Below are 23,987 nucleotides of genomic sequence, written 5' to 3'. Positions count from 1 at the left end.
GCACCATTGGAATATTGTATTTCAATGCCGCGGCCTTTGCCGAAAGCTTATTACCCATGATCGCCATAGCCTCCGGTGTTGGCCCTATCAGGATCAGCCCTGCATCAGCTACCATTTTTGCAAAAGCCGGGTTCTCCGACAAAAAGCCGTAACCGGGATGGATAGCGTCTGCTCCTGTAGCGCGGCAGGCATCAATGATTTTTTCCCCGGCCAGGTACGACTGACTTGCCGGAGCAGGGCCGATGAACACGGCCTCATCCGCATAACGTACATGCAGTGCTTCCCTGTCAGCTTCCGAAAATACGGCAACGGTAAGGATACCCATTTCCTTTGCCGAGCGCATGATACGCAGGGCAATCTCACCTCTGTTTGCAATCAGGATTTTATTCATCAGCTTATCTGCTTTTTATGGTCATGACTTTGCCGTAAATTAAATATTTCTGAGTGGTTTCAGTTCTTTTAAAGTCTGAATAGCATAGGCGATCATGTCTTCGCTGATATTTAAGTGTGTTACAAATCTTATAGTGTCAGGCCCGGTAGTCCCGCATAAGATGCCATTATCGCTCAGGCTGCTGACTACCGCTGCTGAAGTATAACCTTTGGCAAGTTTAAAGATGACAATGTTGGTTTCCACCTGCATAACGTCTTCTACAAAATCGGCCGCCTTTAATGCATCTGCCAGCAGGACCGCATGCCGGTGATCTTCAGCAAGCCGTTCTACATGATGGTCCAGCGCATAAATACCCGCAGCTGCCAGGAAACCGGCTTGCCGCATGCCACCGCCGAATGCCTTGCGGATCTTCCTTGCTTTGTGAATTGTTTCTTTTGATCCCAGCAGAACCGAGCCAACCGGTGCACCCAGTCCTTTTGACAGACAAACGGAGATCCCGTCAAAATACTGACCGTAATTATGAGCCATATCCCCTGTTGCAGTCAGCGCATTAAAAATCCTTGCACCATCAAGATGCAGCTTTAAGCCGCTGCGTTTACATAATTCATGGACCGGCGCAATCTGGTCCAGCGTATAACATGCACCACCTCCCTTATTCACGGTATTTTCCAGCACAACCAGTGCCGAATTCGGATAATGGATATTGTCCTCATTAATTTCAGGAGCAATCAGTTCCGGTGTCAGGATACCCCGGGGTCCATATAGCAACCGTACAGAAGCCATAGAATGATAAGCGATCCCACCTCCTTCATAACGGTAAACATGTGCCGTCTGATCACAGATCACTTCATCCATGGGCTGGGTGAAACACTTGATCGCAATCTGATTGGTCATGGTTCCTGAAGGGCAAAACAACCCGGCCTCCATATTAAAAATCCTGGCAAGTTTAACCTCCAGCTCCGCCACGGTTTCATCTTCCCCGTAAACATCATCGCCAACCCTGGCTGTCATCATTGCCTCTAACATACCTGCTGTAGGTACGGTTACTGTATCACTTCTAAAGTCCGTTTTTATCTGCATCATATCTTGGGATAAACAGTACAAATATTACATTTTTCTGTTTCCTTTTCTGATTGGAGGCGAAATTATTACAAAACGCCATATTAAATTCTTTAATACCTAAATATGAGGCTTTTAAAATATAACCAGTTGATATTATTAAAGAATATAATGACCTTTATCAGCTTTCAGAAAATATTAAAATTTGGATTTTAAAATAACTAATGTAATTTTAGCTTAGTGTTATTTTGACAATATGTACCGGGAAGCGATTTAAAATTCTGAATACCTGATACTTAATTCAAAAACAAGATTTTAAGATTTAATATATTTACCCCGGGCGGGAATGAATTAACCGGATAACCGCCGGACAGAAATAAAACTAACCAAATAAAAACGCAGGATCGGATAAAAAACATTATGATCATGTGTAACTAATAATGATAAAAAAAAATCAAATGAAAAAAAACAAATTTGAGTTGTCAGGATTATTTACTTTTACACCCCAAAAAACAAATTAAGATGATAGTTATTGCAGATGGTGGTTCAACCAAGACCAATTGGTGTTTAATTAATGAAGCTGGTAGAAAAATTCATTTTAATACCGAAGGTTACAATCCGTATTTCTCAGATACTGATTACATTGTTGGATCTTTAAAAAAATCTTTACCTGATCATTTAGAGGCCGATAAATTAACAGGAGTCTATTACTACGGCGCCGGATGTTCAACTGATGCCAAGAAAAAAATAGTGGCAGATGCAATGGCACAGGTATTTGTAAATGCGGAGATCAATATTGGTCATGACTTGCTGGCATCCTGCAGGGCACTACTGGGCGATGAGCCGGGTTTTGCAGCTATTTTGGGAACAGGTACAAACTCATGCCTCTATGATGGAACTGATATTTCCCTGAACATTGATTCCCTGGGTTATTTCCTTGGTGATGAAGGCAGCGGATGTTTTATCGGCAAACGTATCCTCAGCGATTATATGAAAGGTTACATGCCTAAAGGCCTGAGAGAAAGCTTTTATGACAACTTTGCACTGACTAACGAAGATATATTCGACCACATTTACAACAAACCACTTCCAAACCGCTTCTGTGCCGGTTTCAGTAAATTTTTATATGACTTCAAAGACAACTATGAAGATTATACCTTCTCCACAGTAGAATATGCTTTTACAGCATTCTTTGAAAACCTGGTGATTCACTATCCTAACTATAAAGAATACAAGCTGAACTGTGTAGGCTCTGTAGGATACAGTTTCAGGGATATCCTGAGTATCGTTGCAGACAGGTATGAAATGGGCGTAGGTAAAATCATCCGTTCTCCTATAGATGACCTCGTTGATTACCATATGCAGGCTGCGAAGAAATTAGCCAAATAGAAATAAGCCCCTTTAAAATTGCCTGGCCCCAAATTGTTAAATTTTGGGGCCAGGCAGTTTTAAAGGGGCTCATATTTTTAAAACGAGATCTCTTTTCCAAATAACTTTCCGTACTTCCGTTTATCAAAGCGGTACAGGGTAGCAGCCCTGAAAGATACGCCTTTCTGCTTTTCGTTGAGGTCCTTCAGTACGTTGAAACTCAACATTTTCTTTCTGAAATTTCTTTTGTCCAGCTTTTTACCCAGGATCACTTCATATACGTTCTGTAACTGGGTGAGCGTAAATTTTTCAGGCAGGAGTTCAAAGGCAATAGGCTGATGTTTGATTCTTCTCTTGATCTTCTCGAGTCCCTGGTCAAAGATTTTCTGGTGGTCAAACGCAAGTTTAGGCAGTTCCTTTACATTGATCCAGTAGGCCTGTTTGGCGTAGTTGCTGATTGGTTTCAGGGCTTTGTCGCCGCCTAAACGCAACATTGCATAATAAGCTACTGAGATGATCCTTCCCTGCGGGTGACGGCCAACATCACCAAAGGTATAGAACTGCTCCATGTAAACATTTTCAATTCCTGTAAGTTCATGCAGGATCCGGGAGGCCGACTGGTCCAGGCTTTCGTTCTCGCTTACCAGGTTTCCTGGTAAAGCCCACCAGTCTTTAAAAGGTTCTTCATTCCTTTCAATAAGCAGAACTTTTAATTCTCCTTCATCAAATCCGAACAATATACAGTCAATTGAAAAGGTGGAATTAAATTGTGGTAAGACTTCTATCAAAACAATAAGTGTTAGTTTTACAATATCTGGTTAATTTATATCGCCAAAATAGCTGTTTAAACCAATTTAAAAGGTTATTTCCAGCTTTGTCCGGTAAACAAAAAATACTTTATTCTCCTGTTGGAAACAGAACACAAAGTATGAATTGTCGTAAATGTATTAAACTTTTTTTATAAATTTCATATTGTAACTAACATGTATTCCAGGATATGTCGTGTAACATTCCGGTCACATGATTTACATTTAATGATTTCAAATAGATTAGGTGAAATATTAAAACTTTTAAAAACTAAAGCAAATTAATATACTTGCCGGCGATTTATAGAGAAAAATCAAAATAAATTACTTAGTGTAGTATTTACACGGTATATTCGTAACCTATAAGATGAGACCAAATATCAAAAATATAGCTGTTTTGACCTCAGGAGGTGATGCTCCCGGAATGAACGCATGCATAAGAGCAGTTGTACGCACCGGCATATACAATGGTATAAACATGTTTGGTGTGTTGCAGGGCTACCAGGGATTAATAACCAATAATATTATCCCGATGGATGCACGTTCTGTGAGCAATATCATCCATATGGGTGGAACAATATTAAAAACAGCACGCTGTTTAGAATTTAAAACGGACGAAGGTCAGGACCTTGCGTTTGAGAACCTGAAGGCACACAATATCGATGCCCTGGTTGTGATTGGAGGAGACGGGACTTTTACAGGTGCGCGTCGTTTTGCCCAGAGGCATCAGATCAATGTGATTGGCGTTCCCGGTACTATTGACAACGACCTTTATGGATCTGACTTTACTTTGGGTTACGATACGGCTATGAACACCGTAGTGGAAGCTATCGATAAGATCAGGGATACGGCAGATGCACATGACAGACTGTTCTTTGTTGAAGTGATGGGCCGGGATTCCGGATGTATCGCATTGCGGAGTGCCATTGCATGTGGTGCAGAAGCAGTATTGCTGCCAGAGAAAGAAACCAGCATCGATGAGCTCATTAAACAGCTTGGTGCCGGTGCAATCACAAAGAAAACTTCAAGTATAGTTATTGTATCAGAAGGCCACAAACAAGGTGGCGCTTATGATATCGCTAAACATGTGAAAGAAAAGTTCGATCACTACGATACCAAAGTCACCATTTTAGGCCACCTGCAGCGTGGCGGAAGTCCGAGCAGCTTTGACAGGATTCTGGCCAGCCGCTTAGGTTATGCCGCTGTGAATGAGTTGCTGAAAGGCAGCACCCAGATGATGGTAGGACTGAGAGGAAATGAAATTGCTTTAACGAGCCTTGATGAGGCGCTGACGGAACATAATTTTAAATTGGAGAGTGATCTCTTAGAAATGACTCACGTTTTATCCATCTAATATGATAGCGGTAGTATACAGTGGTACAAAAACTGCAATCTGGAAAATAGCTAAAGACGGTAAAACGATAGCTGAATGCAGTATGCCGGGCATCAACCCCTTTTTTGTTGATCAAAAATCATTGCTGCAGCAGCTCAATAAAAAAACAATCCTGATTAATCATGCAGAGCAGATTAAAAAGATCTACGTTTTTGCAGCCGGTGCAACCTGCGTTGAAAGAAGGAACGAACTGGCAGAATCCATGTCGCTTTTCTTCAAATTTGCAAAGGTCACTGTACATGACGACCTGCATGGTGCAGCAATAGCAGCATGCTTTAACAAATCAGGAATTGTGGGTATCCTTGGCAGCGGTGCCAATTGTGCTTATTTCAACGGACAGAACCCTGTGCCAAATAACTTCGGACTGGGTTTTATCCTCGGTGACGAAGGTTCAGCAAATTACCTCGGAAAGATCATACTAAAACACTTCCTGCAGGAAAAACTGCCGGCAGAACTGCTGAAAAAGTTCGGCACGAAATATGACATTAACCGGTCAGAGATATTGGAAAGAGTCTATAAAAAGTCATTAGCTCAGCAATTTCTAAGTTCTTTCCTTGATTTTTATATAGAAAACAGAGAACATCCGTATATTCAGCGATTAATTGATGATGCCTTTCAACGTTATATAAATACATACCTGTTACCTACCCTGAAAGAGTATCCTGATAAAGAAATACATTTTGTAGGTATAGTAGCAGGGAATTTTCAGGACCGCCTCCGTTTAGTTGCTCAGAAGAATAACTTTGAAATTACTACTATTACAAAAGAACCAATATATAATTTACTTAATTACTATTCAAATTAATAATAATGACAAAGATTGGAATAAACGGTTTCGGCCGTATCGGCAGATTAGTTTTTAGAGCTGCTTTAAAAAGAGGTTTAGACATCGTTGCTATAAATGATCTGGTTGAGCCGGATTACATGGCTTATATGTTAAAATACGATTCTACACACGGTCGTTTCGATGGAACGATTGAAGTAGTAGGCGGAAACCTGGTAGTAAACGGTAAAACTATCCGTATCACTGCAGAAAGAGATCCTGCAAACTTAAAATGGAATGAAGTAGGTGTAGAAACTGTAATTGAATCAACTGGTTTATTCTTAACCCAGGCTGATGCAGAAAAACACCTTGCAGCAGGTGCAAAAAGAGTTGTTCTTTCAGCACCGGCAAAAGATGATTCAATCCCTACTTACGTAATGGGTGTAAATCATGACCAGTTAACAGCAGATCAGACTGTTGTTTCAAACGCTTCATGTACTACAAACTGCCTTGCACCAATTGCTAAGGTATTAAATGATAACTGGGGTATTGCTGAAGGCTTAATGAGTACTGTACATGCGGTTACTGCTACGCAGAAAACTGTTGATGGTCCTTCTCATAAAGACTGGAGAGGTGGCCGTGGTGGTTTCTCTAACATCATCCCTTCTGCTACAGGTGCTGCCAAAGCAGTAACTAAAGTAATCCCTGCATTGAAAGGTAAATTAACAGGTATGGCTTTCCGCGTACCGGTTGCTGACGTTTCAGTAGTAGATTTAACAGTACGTTTAGAAAAACCAGCAACTTACCAACAGATTAAAGATGCAATGAAAGCTGCTTCTGAAGGTGAATTGAAAGGTGTTCTTGGTTACACTGAAGATGAAGTTGTTTCTTCTGACTTTATCGGTGATGATCACGCATCTATTTTTGATGCCAATGCAGGTATTGCATTGAATGATAACTTCGTAAAAGTAGTTTCATGGTATGATAACGAATGGGGCTATTCATCAGCTTTAGCAAAATTCGTTGAGTACTACGGAAACTTAAAGTAAAACCCGTTCATACAGGTTTATATTTGGTTAGAATAGGGATGAGTCCGGATGGATCATCCCTTTCTTTTTAACCATATATTTGGAAAAACAGTAGAAAGAATTACTGTTTCAGGATCATTGCACCAAGCGGTGCAATATTGATCAGTATAGAATATTCCCTGTGGTTTGCTGCAATCCGTTCAGGCTTAAAGTTCCCTGCATTGCGTTTTCCGCTGCCAAAGAATTCCTTATCATCACTATTGAAGATCTCTTTCCAATCGGCCTTAAAAGGCAGTCCCATTCTGTAGTTTTCCCTGTAAACAGGTGTCATGTTCAGAATCACGATCAGTGTATCCTCTGCTTTGTGCCCTTTACGGATATAAGCAAATATCGAGTGATCAGCATCATCTGCGCTCAGCCATTCAAAACCTTCAGCAGAAAAATTGAAATTGTAAAGCGCAGGTTGAGAGCGGTAAAATTTGTTGAGCGATTTCACATAGTTCTGCATGCCACGGTGCGAAGGATACTGCAGCAGGTCCCAGTCGAGCGACCGCGTAAAGTTCCACTCCCCGTTCTGCGCAAATTCGTTGCCCATAAAAAGCAGCTTCGTCCCTGGCTGGGTAAACATGTAGGCATATAACAAACGCAGGTTCGCATGTTTTCTCCATTCATCACCGGGCATCTTATAAATCATCGACGATTTACCATGCACCACCTCATCATGCGAAAATGGCAGCATAAAGTTCTCCGTAAAAGCATAGGTGATACTGAAGGTGAGCTGATGATGGTGATGTTTTCTGGCCAGCGGATCAGTCTTAAAGTATTTCAGCGTATCATTCATCCAGCCCATCATCCATTTCATGCCAAAACCAAGGCCACCATCGGCAACTGCTTTGGTTACGCCCGGATAGGTGCTGCTCTCCTCGGCAATGGTTTGTACGCCTTTAAAGTTCGTGTAAATCGAATCATTCAGGTCTTTGAGGAACTGTATAGCGCCCAGGTTTTCTGAACCTCCATACTCGTTCGTAGCGGCATCCCCTGCTTTTCTGGAAAAATCAAAGTAAAGCATAGAGGCTACAGCATCTACCCGCAGCCCGTCGGCATGGAACAGATCCAGCCAGTACATGGCATTACTGATCAGGAATGATCTTACCTCATTCCGGTCATAGTTAAAAATATAGGATTTCCAGTCGGGATGAAAGCCCTTCCGCATATCCGCATGTTCATACAAATGCGTACCGTCAAACTGGAATAAACCATGGGCATCGCCCGGAAAATGCGAAGGTACCCAGTCCAGGATCACCGCAATATCATTTGCATGGAGCTGTTCAATCAGGTACATCAGTTCCTGAGGAGTTCCGTGTCTTGAGCTCGCTGCAAAGTAACCGGTGATCTGGTAACCCCATGAAGGAAAATACGGATATTCCATGATCGGCATCAGTTCTACATGGGTAAAGCCCATTTCAAGCACATAGGGAATCAGGCTGTTGGCAATTTCTTTATAAGTCAGGATTCTGTCCGGCTCCGAAGGATCACGCTGCCATGATCCGAGATGTACTTCATAAACAGACATGGGCTGGTCCAGCGCATTTAACTTCGGCCGCTTTTTTAACCAGCTTTTATCTTTCCAGCTGTAGTCCATCTCCCAGACAATAGAGGCTGTCTGTGGAGGATGTTCCCATCTTGTTGCAAAAGGATCACCTTTCTCAATGGCAGAACCATCAAAACCCCTGATAAAATATTTATAGATCGTTCCTTTGCCGGTAGCCGGTATAAAGCCCTCCCAAATTCCTGAAGCATCCAGCCTTTTATACAGGCGGTGCGATGTCTTTTCCCACTGATTGAAGTCGCCCATCACATAGACATCCTGCGCATTAGGGGCCCATACAGAAAAATAGGTACCCTTAACTTTGTTGGATTCTACCACATGGGCACCCATTTTCTCATATAGCCGAAAATGTTTGCCTGAAATAAACAGGGCCACATCAAAATCTGTCAGCAGACTAAATATCCATACAGGTGCATCATCACGCTTCGCCACTATTTCATCTGCAGGTTTGCGCTGCTTAGCTTTAGCCATTATTTATTGGGTTATATTCGATTTTAAAATTCCTCCAGACAAATCCCGTGTGTTGAGTTAAACACCCAGTATCTGTATTTCAGAAAAGTTTTTATTGGATTTAAAACGTAAAGAATTGCGGTCGTCAAAAAAGTAATCCCTGACTTCCATTCCATCTACGCTTACTTTCTTTACTCCAAAAGGAATGCCAATTAAATTATAATTATACAATTCATAATTGGGTGTATAAAGCCCTTCCAGTTTTTGCTCAATGACCAGACTGCGGTCTGTACCCTTCACGATGAATTTCTTTTCCGAATAGATATCCTGCTCATAGGCAAATGTATCTCCATGGTCTTCAAAGAAAAAGGAATTCACCTCATAGTTAGCATAGTAGATATTCAGCAGTACTTCGTCTACATTTTTCTCACCTACATACTGCATAACCGGGTATTCAGGGATGACTGCCCCGGCACGGATAAATATCGGCATATCTTCCAGTGGTGCTTCAATATGGTGTTCGTTCTCTCCTGCGAGTACTGCATGTGTCCAGTAATTATACCACTGTCCTTTGGGCAGATAGACGATCCTGGAAACGGCGTCCTTTTCAAGGATCGGGCATACCAGGATCTTGTCCCCGTAGGCAAATTCGTCCTGTCTGAAATGGTTCGCAACATTTTCCTGCTCCAGCATCACCAGAGGCCTGAGGATAGGGAAACCATAACGGTGGTGCTCCCAGAATACCGAATAAAAATATGGCATCAGCCTGTATCTCAACTCAATAAACTTTCTGTTGATACTGGTGTAGGGCTCTCCAAAACTCCAGGGTTCTCTTTCTGCCGTATCACCGGCAGAGTGCGCACGCATGAAGGGAGAGAATGTTCCCAGTTGTATCCATCGGGTAAACAGTTCCCCATCAGGTTCGCCGCTGAATCCGCCTATATCTGTTCCACAGAACGGAACGCCCGAAACTGACATTCGCTGGCATTGTATATTTCCAATCTTCAGATGCTCCCAGCTCGCCACATTATCCCCTGTCCAGACACAGCCATAGCGCTGCATCCCGGAATATCCTGCACGGGTAATCGTAAACGGCCGTTTGTTGCGCATCAGTTTTTTCAATCCGTCATAGGTAGAACGTACCATCTGCATCCCGTAAACGTTGTGTGCCTTGCGGTGTGAGCCTCTGAAACCGTCGTAATTGTGACGCACGTCGTTTGGAAAAGTACCAGCCCCGAAAACCGCCGGCTCATTCATATCATTCCAGACACCTGCTACGCCCATTTCCACCAGCTCCTTGTACAGTCCCCCCCACCATTCCCTCACATTGGGATTGGTAAAATCAGGAAACTGACATCTTCCCGGCCATACGTGGCCTTCCATAAAGTAATCGTCGCTCCTTCTGCAGAAATAGTTATTTTCCTTTCCTTCCTTGAATACCCAGTAGTTATCGTCCACTTTAATTCCCGGATCAATCATAACCACGGTTTTAAAACCATCATTGGCCAGTTCCTTGATCATCTTGCGGGGGTCAGGAAAATGCTTTTTGTTCCAGGTAAAACAACGGTAGCCGTCCATATAATCGATGTCAAAATAAATGGCATCGCAGGGGATTTTGTTGGAGCGGAAACCATTGGCCACTTCTTTCACCTTGGTCTCGGGATAATAACTCCAGCGGCACTGGTGATAGCCCAAAGCCCATTTTGGTGGCATTGGATGCGTACCTGTAAGGGTCTGGTAGCGCTTAAGCACGTCCATCATGTGAGGGCCGTGAATATAGTAATACTGAAGTTCACCGCCATCAGCCCAGAAACTGGTTTTGTCATTGTCTTCCTTTCCAAAGTCAAAGTATGAGCGGAAAGTATTGTCGAAGAATATCCCGTAGGCCGACTGCTCATGCACCCCTGTATAAAAAGGTATAGTCCTGTACAGCGGGTCCTGGTCCCATCCAAATGAATACGCATCGGTATTCCAGTTCTGGAAATGACGGCCACGCAGGTTCATATTACCTGATTTATCGCCCAGTCCGAAGAAATTCTCCTCCGGGAAGCACTTTTTAGTGGCAAACACATAATAACCGCCAAATTCGGCATTTTCTTCCCAGTGCATAGGCGAAGCATCTTCGCTCATGATCATCTGTGTCAGGTTTTCTGTGAAAGAGATATGAAAATCGTTTTTTCTGATCTTGCATGTGATGGTATTGGTAGCGATATGATAAGCATCTTCCATCTCAGTCATATGGAAGGTACTCACCTTCTGGTCCACCACCGGCACAGCGTAAGAGAAGTCATCCAGAAACACGCTATGGGGAGCCAGCCTTACCCTGATAATCTCATCGCTCACCACCCTAACCTCTACACTGGCCTCACCGTCTGAAAAGAAAAATCTGTTGCCTTCTTTACGAACACTATGCACCTGGGTAAGGTATTTTTTAACAATCGGCTTAAGATCAAGTACCGGATTGTTTAAATGCTGGATAGTTTCTTCTACTATTTCTTTAATGTTCTCGCTGTTCTTTATTTCGTTTCCTTGTTCTTCAAATTCTTCCATACAAATGGTTTCTGTGATAAGCTCGTATAGTAATAACGCCTGATTGGCATGGCTAAAGTGTTAATTATTATATCAAAAGACAAGGTTTGTGGAGATTATATTCAATTTTCTGTAAATTGCCCTAATGGTACAAATTCACGATTGTTCATTTAAAACGGCGATTTTATCACTACTATGAAGAACAAACTCAAAGCATTGATTTGCCTCATTATTCCGCTTGTACTGGCTTTCAGTTTCAATACAAAATTTGGCAGCCTCCCTCCTCTCCTCAAATTCCTTAACCCCTTTACAGGATTCTGGCAAAATGCCGAGCAACTACAGGTCAACCAGCAGATCAACCTAAAAATGGATGGTACCATTGCAGCGATAGAGATTGTTTATGATGACAGAATGATCCCGCATGTATTTGCGAAAAATGACCACGATGTCTATTTTGCCCAGGGCTACCTCACGGCAAAGGACCGCCTCTTTCAAATGGATTTCCAGACCAGATATGCTGCCGGGAGAATATCCGAGGTAGTTGGCATAAAAGCGATCGAACTTGATAAGTACCAGCGCAGAATGGGAATGGTATATGGTGCCGAAAACTCGCTTAAAGGGATGATGGCCGATCCTAAATCAAGGGAAATGATCAATGCCTATACCGAGGGTATCAATACTTACATCCACTCCCTATCCGGTGCCCGGCTGCCTTTGGAATATAAACTGCTTGATTTTAAACCTGAAGACTGGACTCCGCTCAAGTGTGCTCTCCTGCTCAAACAGATGTCGGCTACCCTTGCCATGGGCTCCACAGAATTTTACATGACCAATATCCTGAAGAAATTCGGGCCTCAGGTAACCGCAGATCTTTTTCCCGATTATCCCTTCAAAGAAGACCCTATCATTCCTGCAGGAACATCCTGGAATTTTAAACCACTCCGGATTCCGCAGCCACCTGCCTCATTTTCTGAAAAGAGCACAGGAAAAACACGCACAAAAACACTGGAAGACGGTATAGGCAGTAACAACTGGGCACTGGCAGGAGCGAAAACCGCCTCAGGTTATCCCATCCTGGCCAATGATCCGCATTTAAACTTAACCCTGCCCTCCATCTGGTACCAGATCCAGCTGAATGCTCCCGGGCTCAATGCCTATGGCGTATCACTGCCGGGCGCGCCGGGGATCATAATCGGATTCAATGACCGTACCGCCTGGGGAGTAACAAATGTGGATGCAGACATCCTCGATTATTACCAGATCAGGTTCAAAGACAATTCACACCAGCAGTATTGGTATAACAATCAATGGAAAAACACGACCAGAAGAATGGAAGTGATCAAAATAAGGGGCAGCAGAAACGAAACCGATACGGTCTTCTATACCCATCACGGCCCTGTGGTCTATTTCCAGAAACCGGCCAAACTGAAACTGGCCGACAACGTCCCTACTGGCAATGCGCTGCGCTGGATTGCCCACGACCAATCTAATGAGATGATGGCCTTCTACTATCTTGACCGCGCCAAAAACTATACGGATTACCGCAAAGCATTAACTTACTACAGTGCCCCGGCACAAAACTTTATCTTTGCTTCGGCTGATAATGATATCTCTATCACTGCCAACGGCAAATTCCCGCTCAAGTACAAGGATCAGGGTAAATTCATCCTGGACGGTACCGATCCAAAAGACGACTGGCAGGGATGGGTACCCGCTGCAGAGAACCCTACTGTGAAAAACCCCCAGAGAAACTTCGTCAGCTCCGCAAACCAGTCCTCAACCGACCAGACCTATCCCTATTACATCAACTGGGAATTTGGAAACTATGAAAGGGGCAAGAGGATCAACGACAGGCTGAAAGCAATGAAAAACGCTACGGCAGACAGCCTCAGGATCATGCAGAGCGACAGCTACAGTATACTCGCGCAGGATGTCCTGCCAGCACTGCTCTCAAAAGTAGATCCTTCCAAACTGAATGCAACGCAAAAAGAAGCTTTTGATATTATCAGTAAATGGGACAAATATTATACAGCGAACAGCATTGGAGGAAGCATCTTTCAGTTATGGACAGCCCGCCTCTTCTCAGATATCTGGAGTGACGACTTTACGGATGCCAGCAGCCCGATGCAGTATCCTTCCAAAGACCGCACTGTTGCACTGATCACTAAAGACCCTACATCCAAATGGTTTGATAATGTGAAAACACCTGCAAAAGAAACCCTGGAAGAGCTGGTAAACGAATCCATAAAATACGCATGTGATAGTCTCGAAAGGAAGTTTGGCCCTATAGGCAAATCCTGGGAATGGGCAAACCTCAAGCAAACAAATGTGCCCCACCTGCTGAACATCACCGGTTTTGGCTCTAAAAAGCTAATGATCGGCGGCGCGAAAGGTACAATCAATGCACTGAGCGAAAGCAACGGCCCTTCCTGGAGGATGGTAGTTGAACTGGGCAAAAAACCCAAAGGGCATGGGGTGTATCCCGGCGGGCAATCCGGAAATCCGGGCAGTCCTTTTTATGACAACATGATCGATACCTGGGCCGGCGGGAAATTATACGACCTGTACCTGATGTCTTCGCCGGCTGACCCCAGCGGCAAAACGATTTCACACCTGACAATCACAAAAAAATAATACATGGTCTTTTTCATCATACTCATTGCGTCGTTCTTATTACAAATGGTCCTGCCATGGTGGGTCATTGTCATCATCTCTTTTGCCACCTGCGGAATCATCGGCAAAACCGGAAAAATGTCATTGTGGCATCCCTTTTTTGCGATCCTGCTGCTCTGGACAGGCATGGCCCTGTTTAAATCCATCCCCAACGACAATCTTCTCGTAACCCGTGTAGCTCAGCTCTTTGGTTTGCGCGCCTGGTGGTGGATCCTGATCGTCACCGCCCTTATTGGTGGATTTGTAGCAGGAATATGCGGCTTCTGCGGCTATCATTTCCGCAAAGCCGTCCTTGCCAATAAATCGAATACTAAACTTTAATTGTATTTTTGCGGAGTGAAAATTTCAATTCCTTCCGTTTTTTCCATCCGCAGCGAAAAAGAGTTTAGCGATGCCGCACTAGCCATCTTCAAATACCAGGCAGTACGTTGCGCACCCTATAGTCAGTTCATCAGTCACCTGGGGATTTACCCGCAGCAGGTGACCGCGGTTGCTGACATTCCCTATTTACCGATCAGCTTTTTCAAAAGCCATCGTGTACAGAGCGGAGAGGAAAAAGAGGAAATTATTTTCAGCAGTTCCGGTACTACCGGAATGGTACAAAGCCGTCACTATGTAACCGATCTTAAATTGTATGAGGAAAGTTTTAACCTTGCCTTTGCCCAGTTCTACGGCACAGCCGAAGATACCTGCCTGCTTGCGCTACTGCCTTCATACCTGGAAAGAGATGGCTCCTCACTGATCTATATGATCGATTCCCTGCTCAAACAAAGCCAGCATCCTGACAGCGGATATTTTCTTCACAATCACGATGACCTATACCAGAAACTCATCACCCTGAAACATAAAAGACAGAAAACCATTCTCATAGGAGTAACTTATGCTTTACTGGATTTCCTGGAGAATTACCAGCTGGATTTTCCTGAACTGATAGTAATGGAAACCGGCGGGATGAAAGGAAAAAGAAAAGAAATGGTAAGAGAAGAACTGCATGACATCCTGAAAAGCGGCTTTGGCGTAAATGCGATACACAGCGAGTATGGGATGACCGAACTGCTGTCACAAGGTTATTCTAAAGGAGAAGGCATCTTTGAATGCCCCGGCTGGATGAAGATCATCCTGAGGGATACAAACGATCCCCTGACCCTGCTCCAATCCAACCAGACCGGAGGTATCAATGTTATTGACCTCGCTAATATCAACTCCTGCTCATTTATTGCTACACAGGATCTTGGCAGGGTATTCCCGGACGGCTCCTTTGAAGTGTTAGGCCGTTTTGACAATGCCGATATCAGGGGCTGCAACCTGCTCGTGCAGTAATTCGCCTTTTGAGGGCCGGCATCTATAACAAAAAAGGGCTGCAAAAAAGCACAGCCCTTCAATCAGCTTATTTATAAATCTATTCAGCGATCAGCAGGAAATAATTCTTTTTGCCTTTCTGAACGATGATATATTTGTCGTTGATCAGGTTGCTCACAGCGTAAACTGCATTTGCTTCTGCTACCTTTTCTTTATTGATGCTTAATCCACCACCCTGTACAGTTTTCTTCACTTCACCTTTTGAAGGAAAAACCGTAGTTTTCTCGGCCAGTAAAGTCGCCGTATCAATTCCGGCAGCAAGTTCCTCACGGCTAACCGCAAACTGAGGCACACCTTCAAAAATTTCCAGCACATGCGCATGGCTCAACGTTTCCAGGAAAGACAATGCTCCGTTGCCAAACAAAAACTCAGAAGTTTTCAATGCAGTTTCCAGCGCAGCCTCAGAGTGTGTTCTGATCGTAATATCCGTAGCCAGGGCTTTCTGCAATATTCTCAGGTGAGGAGCAGCATTATGTTCTGCCTCCAGTTGTTCCAGTTCTTCTTTGCCTTTTAAAGTAAAAATGCGGATCCACATTTTGGCATCAGCATCGGTAGCATTGAGCCAGAACTGGTAAAATTTATAGGGAGAAGTTTTTTCCGGGTTTAACCAGATGGCACCGCTTTCGGTTTTACCAAACTTGGTACCGTCAGATTTCTTGATTAGTTGTGTGGTCATCCCGTAAGCTGTACCGCTTTCTTTTCTTCTGATCAGCTCTGTTCCGGTTACAATATTGCCCCATTGATCAGATCCGCCCATCTGGATGCTGCAGTTATGATTTTTCCAGAGGTAATAGAAATCATATCCCTGTACCAGCTGGTAGCTGAACTCTGTGAATGACATCCCTGTATCACCTTCCAGGCGTTTCCTCACACTATCCTTTGCCATCATATAGTTTACCGTGATGTGTTTGCCCACATCCCTGATAAAATCCAGAAAACTGAAGTTCTTAAACCAGTCTGCATTGTTCACCATCACCGCACCATTGCCTTCATCACTGAAAGTCAGAAATTGATTCAGCTGTTTTTTTATCCCTTCCAGGTTAACCGCAAGCGTCTCTTCATTGAGAAGGTTTCTCTCGTCCGATTTACCTGAGGGGTCGCCCACCATACCTGTAGCACCACCAACAAGTGCAAAGGGTTTATGCCCCGCACGCTGAAAATGGATAAGCGTCATGATCTGTGTAAGGTGACCAACATGTAAAGAATCTGCTGTAGGATCAAAGCCGATATATCCCGAGCACATGCCCTCATTTAATTTATCTTCTGCATTGGGCATGATATCGTGTAACATGCCTCTCCATCTTAATTCGTCAACAAAATTGGTCATTCTTCTATACTTTTCGGCAAAGATAAGAAAAGCCTTGTTAAAAAATTTCTACTTTTAAAGCGATGAACTTCCTTTCCCATTTTTATTTCGAACGCAAAAACACCGACGATTATATCGTAATGGGAGTAGTATTACCCGATCTGATTAAAAATGCAGATAAAAACTGGAACCTCAACCCACAGAAAGACGAATACCTTTTTACAGATGTCCCCGGATATAACTCGCTGCTTACAGGATGGAAAAGGCACCTGGAAGTGGACAGGTTATTCCATTCCTCAGCTTTCTTCAGGGAACAGACCGCTATCCTCAAACAGATGATCCTGCCTGCGGTGGAAACAGGACCTGTAAAGGCCTTTTTTCTGGCGCACATTGGTCTGGAACTCATTCTGGATCAACTGCTGCTCACACACAATGTAGTGGATGCAGCTCAATTTTATGAACAGCTACAGGCTTCGCGGACGGAGGAGCTCAGCGGCTTTTTACGGCTGGCAGGATTGCCTGATCAGCACAGGTTTGATAAGTTTCTCGATGATTTTATCAGCAGCAGGTATCTTTTCAGCTATGCGGATATGGAGAATATCACCTACTCGCTCAACCGGATTTGTATGCGCCTCTGGAAGGACCCATTTCAGCAAACACAACTGGATATCCTGACCATCCAGCTCGGCAGGTTCAGGCAGCAGCTGGAAAATAATTTCCTGACGATCTTCGCTGAGGTAGGAAAAGAGCTCAATAAAAATAAATAACTTCGCGTTATGTCACAATCTTCTATTCAGGACACTATGGATGCCATGGTTAAGGAACTTAACCAGCACAGCTACAATTATTATGTATTGGCGATGCCCACCATCGCCGATTATGAGTTCGATAAAAAACTTGAAGAACTCAGCAAGCTCGAAAAAGCACATCCGGAGTTTGCAGATCCTGATTCGCCAACCCTTAAAGTGGGCGGAGATATTACCAAGAGCTTCGTTACCGTCAAACATAAATGGCCGATGCTCTCTCTGGGCAATACCTATAATGAGCAGGACCTGCGTGATTTTGATGAACGTATCAAAAAATCGATAGGAGACAATTTCGAATATGTATGCGAACTCAAGTTCGATGGCTTGTCCATCAGCCTGACTTACCAGGACAACAACCTGCTGAGGGCCGTTACCCGCGGGGACGGAACAAAAGGAGATGACGTAACCTCCAACGTAAAAACCATCAGCAATATCCCTCATCACCTGAAAAAATCTGAGGCTCCCCCACTGTTTGAAATACGCGGAGAGATCCTGATGCACAGGGCCGCTTTTGCACGCCTGAATAAGGAACGTGAGGAGCTGGGTGAAGTGTCATATGCCAATCCCCGCAATTTTGCTTCAGGAACGATAAAGATGCAGGACCCCAAGGAAGTAGCCAAACGACCGCTGGATGCCTTTTTCTACTTCCTGAATACCGAAAAAGAATATTTCAAAACACACTGGGACAGTCTGGAGGCACTTAAAAAATGGGGTTTCCACGTATCAGAACATACAAGACTGAGCAGCGGTATTGACCAGGTACTGGAGTTTATCCACTACTGGGAACAGCAGCGTTTTAAGCTTAGCTATGATATTGATGGGATCGTTATCAAAGTAAACAGTTTTGCACAGCAGCAGGAACTTGGTTTCACCGCAAAATCGCCCCGATGGGCAATCTCCTATAAATACAAAGCTGCAGAAGTGGAAACCATACTGGAACGCGTAAGTTACCAGGTGGGAAGAACCGGAGCAGTTACACCGGTAGCAAACTTAAAACCTGTATTACTGGCGGGAACAACTGTCAAACGTGCAACACTGCACAATGCAAATGAGATTGAGCGGCTCGACCTCCATATTGGTGATAGTGTTATTGTAGAAAAAGGCGGTGAGATCATACCCAAGATCATGAACGTGAACCTGGAGAAGCGTAAGGCAGGCGCAGAGAAAGTCATTTACCCGGTAAAATGTCCTGAGTGTGGCACTACACTTATCCGTAACGAAGGCGAAGTAGCTTTTTACTGCCCTAACGACGAAGCCTGCCCGCCCCAGATCGTAGGCAAGATCCAGCATTTTATTTCCCGCAAGGCGATGAATATTGACGGACTGGGCGATGAAACGATTGAATCCTTTCACCAGAGAGGACTGGTCAATCATATCAGCGACCTCTATATTCTTAAGGATAAAGCCGCAGAACTAAAAAACATTGAGCGGTTCGGCGAGCGCTCGATCGACAATATGCTGAAGGGAATAGAATTGTCCAAACAAATGCCATTTGAAAAGGTACTTTTCGGACTGGGCATTCGTTATGTGGGAGAAACAGTAGCCAGAAAACTGGCGGTTGGCACCAAAAATATAGACAATTTAATTGCTGCATCAGTGGAAGAGCTTACCGCTATCGACGAGATCGGACAACGGATTGCCGAAAGCATTACCGAATACTTCAGTCACCCGGCTCATATCGCCCAAATTAACCTCCTGAAAGCCTATGGATTACAATTTGAAGCGGTAAACACAGTGATTACATTGGAAAGTGATAAATTAACTGGAAAAACATTCGTAATTTCGGGGGTTTTTGAAAATCACAGCAGGGAAGAACTGAAAGAGATGATCGAAAGCAACGGCGGAAAGATTTTGAGCAGCATCTCTGCGAAGCTCAACTATCTGCTTGCCGGCGACAACATGGGCCCATCCAAATTAGAGAAAGCCCAAAAACTAAATATTCCCCTGATTTCGGAGGAAGATTTATTAGAGCTATTGAAGTAAAAATTCGAATAAAAATGAACAGATTCCACGGAACGGGTGTAGCGCTGGTTACACCATTTAATGCAGATGGATCGGTAGATTACGACGGTTTGGAAAAACTGATCAACTACCAGATCGAGGGAAAGGTAGAATACCTGGTATCGCTGGGTACCACAGGAGAGTCGGCAACACTCAATAAGGAAGAAAAGAAGAAGATCTGGGCATATACAGCAGAAATAAATAACGGTCGTTTACCACTGGTAGCAGGTATCGGCGGCAATTATACAGCAGAAGTAATTGAGGCAATCAAGGATTTTGAACGCCATGGTTATGATGCGATCCTGTCTGCGAGCCCTTACTACAATAAACCAACACAGGAAGGAATCTATCAGCACTACAAAGCCATCAGTGAATCTACTGATATGGATGTGTTTGTGTACAATGTACCTGGCCGTACTGCAAGCAATGTGAGCCCGGATACTACCTGCAGACTGGCTACAGACTGTAAAAATATAATCGGAACAAAAGAAGCTTCTGGCAGTTTCGATCAGTTTAACCAGATCATGAGGGATAAACCTGAAGATTTTATGCTAATCTCAGGTGATGATCCTGTGGCCCTGCCGATGATCGCACTGGGTGGAGTTGGTTTAATCTCTGTAGTGGGAAATGCTTTGCCATTTGAATTGTCTGAGATGATCAGACTTTGCCTGCAAGGTGATTTTAAAGCCGCTCAGCCTTTGCATCTGCAGCTGATTGAGTTCACCCGTCTGATATTTGCCGAAGGCAACCCTGCAGGCGTTAAAGCAGCTTTAAAGCAGCTGGGTATTTGCGGTGATCAGCTGCGCCTTCCACTTGTACCGGCATCTGCTGGTTTAACTGCGCAAATCGCTTCACAGATCCAAAAAATAAGAGCATAATAAAAACGCCCCGGCATAACCGGGGCGTTATCATACAAATCAAAAGAAATTGGTTAAGCTTCTTTGTTTTTTGTTTCCTGAATCTCTAAACGGATAGACTGCGCTATGTTTTTAAGATCCTGCATCCCTTTGCGAACACGCGTTCCGGCAGCACTGTTGGCTTTGTTGTAAAACTTGTCTGCATCACCTTCCAGTGAAGTCACCAGTTTTTTTAAGTCATCAAATTTTTTCATTTCAATTACCTTTTGGTTTATATTTTAGGTTTGATTAATACTTAATTACTAATGTATTGGATTATTCTAAGAAATGAAAATTTAGGCTGACAAATAAAAAGCTGAAAAACAGTCTTTTTTTCCACAAAAAAGCGGGTTATCCACATAACTGCCGGCAAAACATCACCTATCAACCTGATAATTAAGTACATGAAAAATACTTCTAACAAAAAACGCCCTCTAATCCTAATTAGAGGGCGTTTCTTCAGACAGTCCTGAACTATTTTGCGATAAACTGATTATCATTATAATGACCACTATTTAACTTCTCAGCAATAGCACTGAAAGCTTCGAGGGTACGGTCTACGTCCTCAATGGTGTGCATCGCGGTTGGGATCAGGCGCAGCTCAATCAAACCTTTCGGAATAACGGGGTAGATCACGATAGAACAGAAAATTCCATAATTTTCACGAAGATCCAGTGTCAGGGCAGTTGCCTGCTGCAGTTCACCTTTTAAGAATACCGGTGTAACCATAGTATCAGTAATTCCCAGATCAAATCCGCGTGCCCTCAGTCCTTTTTGTAAAGTTGTAGCAATATGCCACAAACGCTCTCTCAGTTCAGGATTGTTTTTAAGGAGCTCTAAGCGCTTTAACAAGCCGATCACCATTGGCATAGGCAAAGCCTTTGCGAAGGTCTGTGAACGCATATTATAGCGTAAGAAGTTGGTGATTTCCTCCGTAGAGGCAACAAATGCACCAATACCAGCCATAGATTTTGCAAATGTTGCAAAATAGATATCTACACCTTCGATGCTGTCCTGGGCTTCATGTGTACCGGCACCGGTCTTGCCCATAGTACCAAAACCATGTGCATCATCAATCAGCAGACGGAAATTAAATTCTTTTTTCAGGTCAATGATCTCTTTGATCTTACCTTGTGCACCCGACATACCAAATACACCTTCAGTAATAACAAGTATGCCCCCACCGGTTTGTTCTACCAGTTTCGTTGCACGTTCCAGCTGCTTGCGCGCACTGTCAATATCATTGTGTTTATAAACGAAACGTTTACCCAGATGCAGACGAAGGCCATCTATAATGCAGGCATGACTTTCACCATCATACACGATCACGTCATTTCTGTCTACAAGGCAATCGATGATGGATACCATGCCCTGATAGCCAAAGTTCAGCAGAAAAGCGTCTGGCTTGCCTACAAATGCGGCAAGTTCAGTTTCCAGCTGTTCATGGTATTTTGAATTTCCAGACATCATCCTGGCACCCATTGGATAGGCCATACCAAATTCTGCCGCACCCTTCTGGTCAGCTTCCCTTACTTCAGGGTGGTTAGCCAGGCCCAGATAATTATTTAAACTCCAAACCAGGTGCTCTTTACCCCGAAAATTCATATGCGGCGCTATTTCTCCTTCTAATCTGGGGAAAGAAAAATATCCGTGAGACCACTTCTGGTGTTGCCCAAGCGGGCCCATATGCTTTGCTATCTTTTCAAAAATATCCAATGTTACTGTATTTAAGTTATTTTATTTGCTGCGAATTTAAGCTTTCTGCAGTTGATATACAAATTCTACTAATTTAGTATACTTTATTATCTGGTGCAACAGCGATTGTAACGCAAAAAAAGCCCTAACAAATTTTTGCTAAGGCTTTCTGTTAATAATTGTAGAAAAGGTTAATCAACATTATCGTGTAAGAATGAATTGTTCGGTCTGATTTCAGTACCTCCCTCTTCATCATTGCTTAATGTAAATCTTGACACCTGCGATTCCGAAGAATGCTGTACCTGCTGCAATTGCATCTGCTTGCGTTTGTAAGCTGGTTCATTCTCCATTTCCTGTAATCCGTTCGTGGTACGCAATTTCATGCTCAGGTCTTTTAAACGCATGATCCGTTCTTTGGATTTCTGCAGCTGATCTGCTATGGATTCATCACTTTTATCATCATCCAGTCCCGGTTCAGCAACTTCTTCTTCCTGTACCTGTGCCGCAGGCTCTACATAGCTGGATTTTGGTGTTTCAAAAACAAAATCAGTTTCAGAAACCTTCAGTTCAAAATCAATACCCGCTTCCTGTTTTGCTTCAGCAGGAGTTTCTTCTTCAACCAGTGTATGTCTGATCATTGAAGTTTCAGACTCTTCAGTCTGTCTGCCCCTGTTACCGCTGTACATGTCGCCAAAAAGATCCGATTGTTTGATATCCTCTTTCAGTTTCATTACCGGCTCATTTGAAACGGCCGTCTTAGGTTCGATAAAAGAATTTACAGGCTCCAGTGGCTTTACCAGTGGTGCTTCTTCCGGAGTCAGCAAAGAGATTTTCTTTACATTTTGTTTGTCCTTTGCACGCTGTTCCGTAGTCTGGAATCCTGTAGCAATAATCGTTACCGATAGTTTATCGCCCAGATTTTCATCAATGCAGTTACCCCAGATCAGATCTGCAGATAAACCTGCCTTGTCCTGGATATAGTCTGTAATGATTGCTACCTCGTCCATTGTCACTTCACGTAAACCAGAACTGATGTTCAGCAATATATATCTCGCACCTTCAATTTCATTATCTTTTAGCAGTGGAGATGCCAATGCGCCTTCTACAGCCATTAAAGCTCTGTTCTCCCCTTCACAGGCAAAACTACCCATGATAGAAACACCACTGTCTTTCATTACCGTACGCACATCCTTAAAATCCACGTTGATATAACCCGGAACGGTAATGATCTCTGCTATACCCTTGGCAGCTGTTGTTAAGATATCATCAGCCTGTGCAAAGGCAGAGCCCAGCGTCAGGTTACCAAATATCTCACGTAACCTGTCATTCGAGATCACAAGGTAAGAATCCACATATTTTTTGAGTTCATCCAGACCGTCTTCAGCCTGCATCTTACGGCGCTTACCTTCAAATGAAAATGGCGTAGTAATGATCGCAACTGTTAAGATGTCCAGTTCCTTGGCTGCCTGCGCAATGATCGGACTGGCACCGGTACCGGTTCCACCGCCCATTCCGGCAGTAATGAACAACATTTTTGTGGTACTGCCCAACATGCTTTTGATATCGTCTATATTTTCAATAGCCGAATTTTTCCCAACTTCAGGAATTGAGCCTGCACCCATCCCTTCGGTTAAACTTGCACCTAGCTGTACTTTATTCGGTATAGGACTGAACTCCAATGCCTGCGCATCGGTGTTACAAATTATAAAGTCTACACCTGCAATTCCCTGACGGTACATATGGTTAACCGCATTACCACCACCGCCACCAACACCAATTACCTTGATGATTGATGACTTATCTTTTAACATTTCAAAATACATATATTTATGAATCAGTTACTTAAAAATTGGTT

General features: G+C 43.6%; 19 protein-coding genes. 10 read left to right on the top strand and 9 right to left on the bottom strand.

Going from position 1 to position 23,987, the window contains the following annotated elements:
• Both ABWY16_RS09120 and ABWY16_RS09115 read right to left on the bottom strand, forming a co-directional pair.
• The coding region (locus ABWY16_RS09120) for a biotin carboxylase N-terminal domain-containing protein (protein ID WP_353904336.1) at positions 1-391 on the bottom strand (391 nt) is incomplete at its 3' end.
• A gap of 39 nt (positions 392-430) precedes the next feature.
• Positions 431-1,474 (bottom strand): threonine aldolase family protein, encoded by a 1,044-nt coding sequence (locus tag ABWY16_RS09115; RefSeq protein ID WP_353904335.1) that lies wholly within the window; start codon positions 1,472-1,474, stop codon positions 431-433.
• A gap of 498 nt (positions 1,475-1,972) precedes the next feature.
• On the opposite strand from ABWY16_RS09115, the gene ABWY16_RS09110 reads away from it, so the two are divergent.
• On the top strand, positions 1,973-2,839 hold the full coding sequence (locus tag ABWY16_RS09110; protein ID WP_353904334.1) for an N-acetylglucosamine kinase: 867 nt from the start codon (positions 1,973-1,975) through the stop codon (positions 2,837-2,839).
• Between the two features lie 77 nt (positions 2,840-2,916).
• Here ABWY16_RS09110 and ABWY16_RS09105 read toward each other — a convergent pair whose 3' ends face one another.
• Positions 2,917-3,606: an NUDIX hydrolase gene (locus ABWY16_RS09105; RefSeq protein WP_265790545.1), complete on the bottom strand. Its 690-nt coding sequence runs from the start codon at positions 3,604-3,606 to the stop codon at positions 2,917-2,919.
• 385 nt (positions 3,607-3,991) lie between these two features.
• Between ABWY16_RS09105 and pfkA the strand changes: the two genes are divergently transcribed.
• Genes pfkA through gap form a run of 3 tightly spaced genes read left to right on the top strand, consistent with a single transcriptional unit; the run spans position 3,992 to position 6,829 of the window.
• Positions 3,992-4,978, top strand: coding sequence for a 6-phosphofructokinase (gene pfkA / locus ABWY16_RS09100; protein ID WP_353904333.1), 987 nt, complete (start codon positions 3,992-3,994; stop codon positions 4,976-4,978).
• 1 nt (position 4,979) lies between these two features.
• Positions 4,980-5,822: a hypothetical protein gene (locus tag ABWY16_RS09095; RefSeq protein ID WP_353904332.1), complete on the top strand. Its 843-nt coding sequence runs from the start codon at positions 4,980-4,982 to the stop codon at positions 5,820-5,822.
• A 5-nt stretch (positions 5,823-5,827) separates the two neighbouring features.
• Positions 5,828-6,829 (top strand): type I glyceraldehyde-3-phosphate dehydrogenase, encoded by a 1,002-nt coding sequence (gap, locus tag ABWY16_RS09090; protein ID WP_353904331.1) that lies wholly within the window; start codon positions 5,828-5,830, stop codon positions 6,827-6,829.
• A 100-nt stretch (positions 6,830-6,929) separates the two neighbouring features.
• Here gap and glgB read toward each other — a convergent pair whose 3' ends face one another.
• Both glgB and ABWY16_RS09080 read right to left on the bottom strand, forming a co-directional pair.
• The gene (glgB, locus tag ABWY16_RS09085) at positions 6,930-8,888 is read right to left on the bottom strand and encodes a 1,4-alpha-glucan branching protein GlgB (RefSeq protein WP_353904330.1); all 1,959 of its coding nucleotides are present in this window, start codon (positions 8,886-8,888) and stop codon (positions 6,930-6,932) included.
• A gap of 57 nt (positions 8,889-8,945) precedes the next feature.
• Positions 8,946-11,417, bottom strand: a complete 2,472-nt coding sequence (locus ABWY16_RS09080) for a glycoside hydrolase family 31 protein (RefSeq protein ID WP_353904329.1) — start codon at positions 11,415-11,417, stop codon at positions 8,946-8,948.
• A gap of 174 nt (positions 11,418-11,591) precedes the next feature.
• Between ABWY16_RS09080 and ABWY16_RS09075 the strand changes: the two genes are divergently transcribed.
• Genes ABWY16_RS09075 through ABWY16_RS09065 form a run of 3 tightly spaced genes read left to right on the top strand, consistent with a single transcriptional unit; the run spans position 11,592 to position 15,389 of the window.
• Positions 11,592-14,030 (top strand): penicillin acylase family protein, encoded by a 2,439-nt coding sequence (locus ABWY16_RS09075; RefSeq protein ID WP_353904328.1) that lies wholly within the window; start codon positions 11,592-11,594, stop codon positions 14,028-14,030.
• A gap of 45 nt (positions 14,031-14,075) precedes the next feature.
• Entirely contained in the window at positions 14,076-14,390 is a 315-nt protein-coding gene (locus tag ABWY16_RS09070) for a hypothetical protein (protein WP_353904327.1), read from the top strand.
• A gap of 15 nt (positions 14,391-14,405) precedes the next feature.
• Positions 14,406-15,389, top strand: a complete 984-nt coding sequence (locus tag ABWY16_RS09065) for a LuxE/PaaK family acyltransferase (RefSeq protein WP_353904326.1) — start codon at positions 14,406-14,408, stop codon at positions 15,387-15,389.
• A gap of 79 nt (positions 15,390-15,468) precedes the next feature.
• Here the strand turns inward: ABWY16_RS09065 and tyrS are convergent, their stop codons facing one another.
• Positions 15,469-16,755 carry a tyrosine--tRNA ligase gene (gene tyrS, locus ABWY16_RS09060; RefSeq protein WP_353904325.1) on the bottom strand — a complete coding sequence of 429 codons (1,287 nt, stop codon included), beginning with the start codon at positions 16,753-16,755 and terminating at the stop codon, positions 15,469-15,471.
• A gap of 62 nt (positions 16,756-16,817) precedes the next feature.
• Here tyrS and ABWY16_RS09055 point away from each other — a divergent pair, with 62 nt between their 5' ends.
• The 3 genes from ABWY16_RS09055 to dapA are packed head-to-tail and all read left to right on the top strand — an operon-like array spanning position 16,818 to position 20,419.
• A complete protein-coding gene (locus tag ABWY16_RS09055; RefSeq protein ID WP_353904324.1) occupies positions 16,818-17,501 on the top strand; it encodes an ACP phosphodiesterase in 684 nt (227 codons plus the stop codon).
• Between the two features lie 9 nt (positions 17,502-17,510).
• Positions 17,511-19,523 (top strand): NAD-dependent DNA ligase LigA, encoded by a 2,013-nt coding sequence (ligA, locus tag ABWY16_RS09050; protein ID WP_353904323.1) that lies wholly within the window; start codon positions 17,511-17,513, stop codon positions 19,521-19,523.
• 14 nt (positions 19,524-19,537) lie between these two features.
• Positions 19,538-20,419, top strand: coding sequence for a 4-hydroxy-tetrahydrodipicolinate synthase (dapA, locus tag ABWY16_RS09045; RefSeq protein ID WP_353904322.1), 882 nt, complete (start codon positions 19,538-19,540; stop codon positions 20,417-20,419).
• Between the two features lie 53 nt (positions 20,420-20,472).
• On the opposite strand, the gene ABWY16_RS09040 is transcribed toward dapA, so the two are convergent.
• The 3 genes from ABWY16_RS09040 to ftsZ form a co-directional block, all read right to left on the bottom strand.
• Positions 20,473-20,652, bottom strand: a complete 180-nt coding sequence (locus ABWY16_RS09040; RefSeq protein ID WP_353904321.1) for a BF3379 family histone-like protein — start codon at positions 20,650-20,652, stop codon at positions 20,473-20,475.
• Positions 20,653-20,911: 259 nt separating this feature from the next.
• Positions 20,912-22,153 carry an aminotransferase class I/II-fold pyridoxal phosphate-dependent enzyme gene (locus tag ABWY16_RS09035; RefSeq protein ID WP_353904320.1) on the bottom strand — a complete coding sequence of 414 codons (1,242 nt, stop codon included), beginning with the start codon at positions 22,151-22,153 and terminating at the stop codon, positions 20,912-20,914.
• 170 nt (positions 22,154-22,323) lie between these two features.
• Positions 22,324-23,955, bottom strand: coding sequence for a cell division protein FtsZ (gene ftsZ / locus ABWY16_RS09030; RefSeq protein ID WP_353904319.1), 1,632 nt, complete (start codon positions 23,953-23,955; stop codon positions 22,324-22,326).
• Between the last annotated feature and the right edge of the window lie 32 nt (positions 23,956-23,987).

The sequence above is a fragment of the Pedobacter sp. genome (assembly GCF_040513095.1).
GTDB lineage: Bacteria > Bacteroidota > Bacteroidia > Sphingobacteriales > Sphingobacteriaceae > Pedobacter.
This window is presented reverse-complemented; position numbering and strand designations above follow the sequence as displayed.

Excerpts from the sequence above, each read along its gene's own strand:
- ABWY16_RS09080 (WP_353904329.1), bottom strand. The coding sequence starts at position 11,417 with ATGGAAGAATTTGAAGAACAAGGAAACGAAATAAAGAACAGCGAGAAC.
- pfkA (WP_353904333.1), top strand. The coding sequence starts at position 3,992 with ATGAGACCAAATATCAAAAATATAGCTGTTTTGACCTCAGGAGGTGAT.
- ABWY16_RS09055 (WP_353904324.1), top strand. The coding sequence starts at position 16,818 with ATGAACTTCCTTTCCCATTTTTATTTCGAACGCAAAAACACCGACGAT.
- glgB (WP_353904330.1), bottom strand. The coding sequence starts at position 8,888 with ATGGCTAAAGCTAAGCAGCGCAAACCTGCAGATGAAATAGTGGCGAAG.
- ABWY16_RS09075 (WP_353904328.1), top strand. The coding sequence starts at position 11,592 with ATGAAGAACAAACTCAAAGCATTGATTTGCCTCATTATTCCGCTTGTA.
- ABWY16_RS09070 (WP_353904327.1), top strand. The coding sequence starts at position 14,076 with ATGGTCCTGCCATGGTGGGTCATTGTCATCATCTCTTTTGCCACCTGC.
- ABWY16_RS09110 (WP_353904334.1), top strand. The coding sequence starts at position 1,973 with ATGATAGTTATTGCAGATGGTGGTTCAACCAAGACCAATTGGTGTTTA.
- dapA (WP_353904322.1), top strand. The coding sequence starts at position 19,538 with ATGAACAGATTCCACGGAACGGGTGTAGCGCTGGTTACACCATTTAAT.
- ABWY16_RS09095 (WP_353904332.1), top strand. The coding sequence starts at position 4,980 with ATGATAGCGGTAGTATACAGTGGTACAAAAACTGCAATCTGGAAAATA.
- ftsZ (WP_353904319.1), bottom strand. The coding sequence starts at position 23,955 with ATGTATTTTGAAATGTTAAAAGATAAGTCATCAATCATCAAGGTAATT.
- ABWY16_RS09040 (WP_353904321.1), bottom strand. The coding sequence starts at position 20,652 with ATGAAAAAATTTGATGACTTAAAAAAACTGGTGACTTCACTGGAAGGT.
- tyrS (WP_353904325.1), bottom strand. The coding sequence starts at position 16,755 with ATGACCAATTTTGTTGACGAATTAAGATGGAGAGGCATGTTACACGAT.
- ligA (WP_353904323.1), top strand. The coding sequence starts at position 17,511 with ATGTCACAATCTTCTATTCAGGACACTATGGATGCCATGGTTAAGGAA.
- gap (WP_353904331.1), top strand. The coding sequence starts at position 5,828 with ATGACAAAGATTGGAATAAACGGTTTCGGCCGTATCGGCAGATTAGTT.
- ABWY16_RS09115 (WP_353904335.1), bottom strand. The coding sequence starts at position 1,474 with ATGATGCAGATAAAAACGGACTTTAGAAGTGATACAGTAACCGTACCT.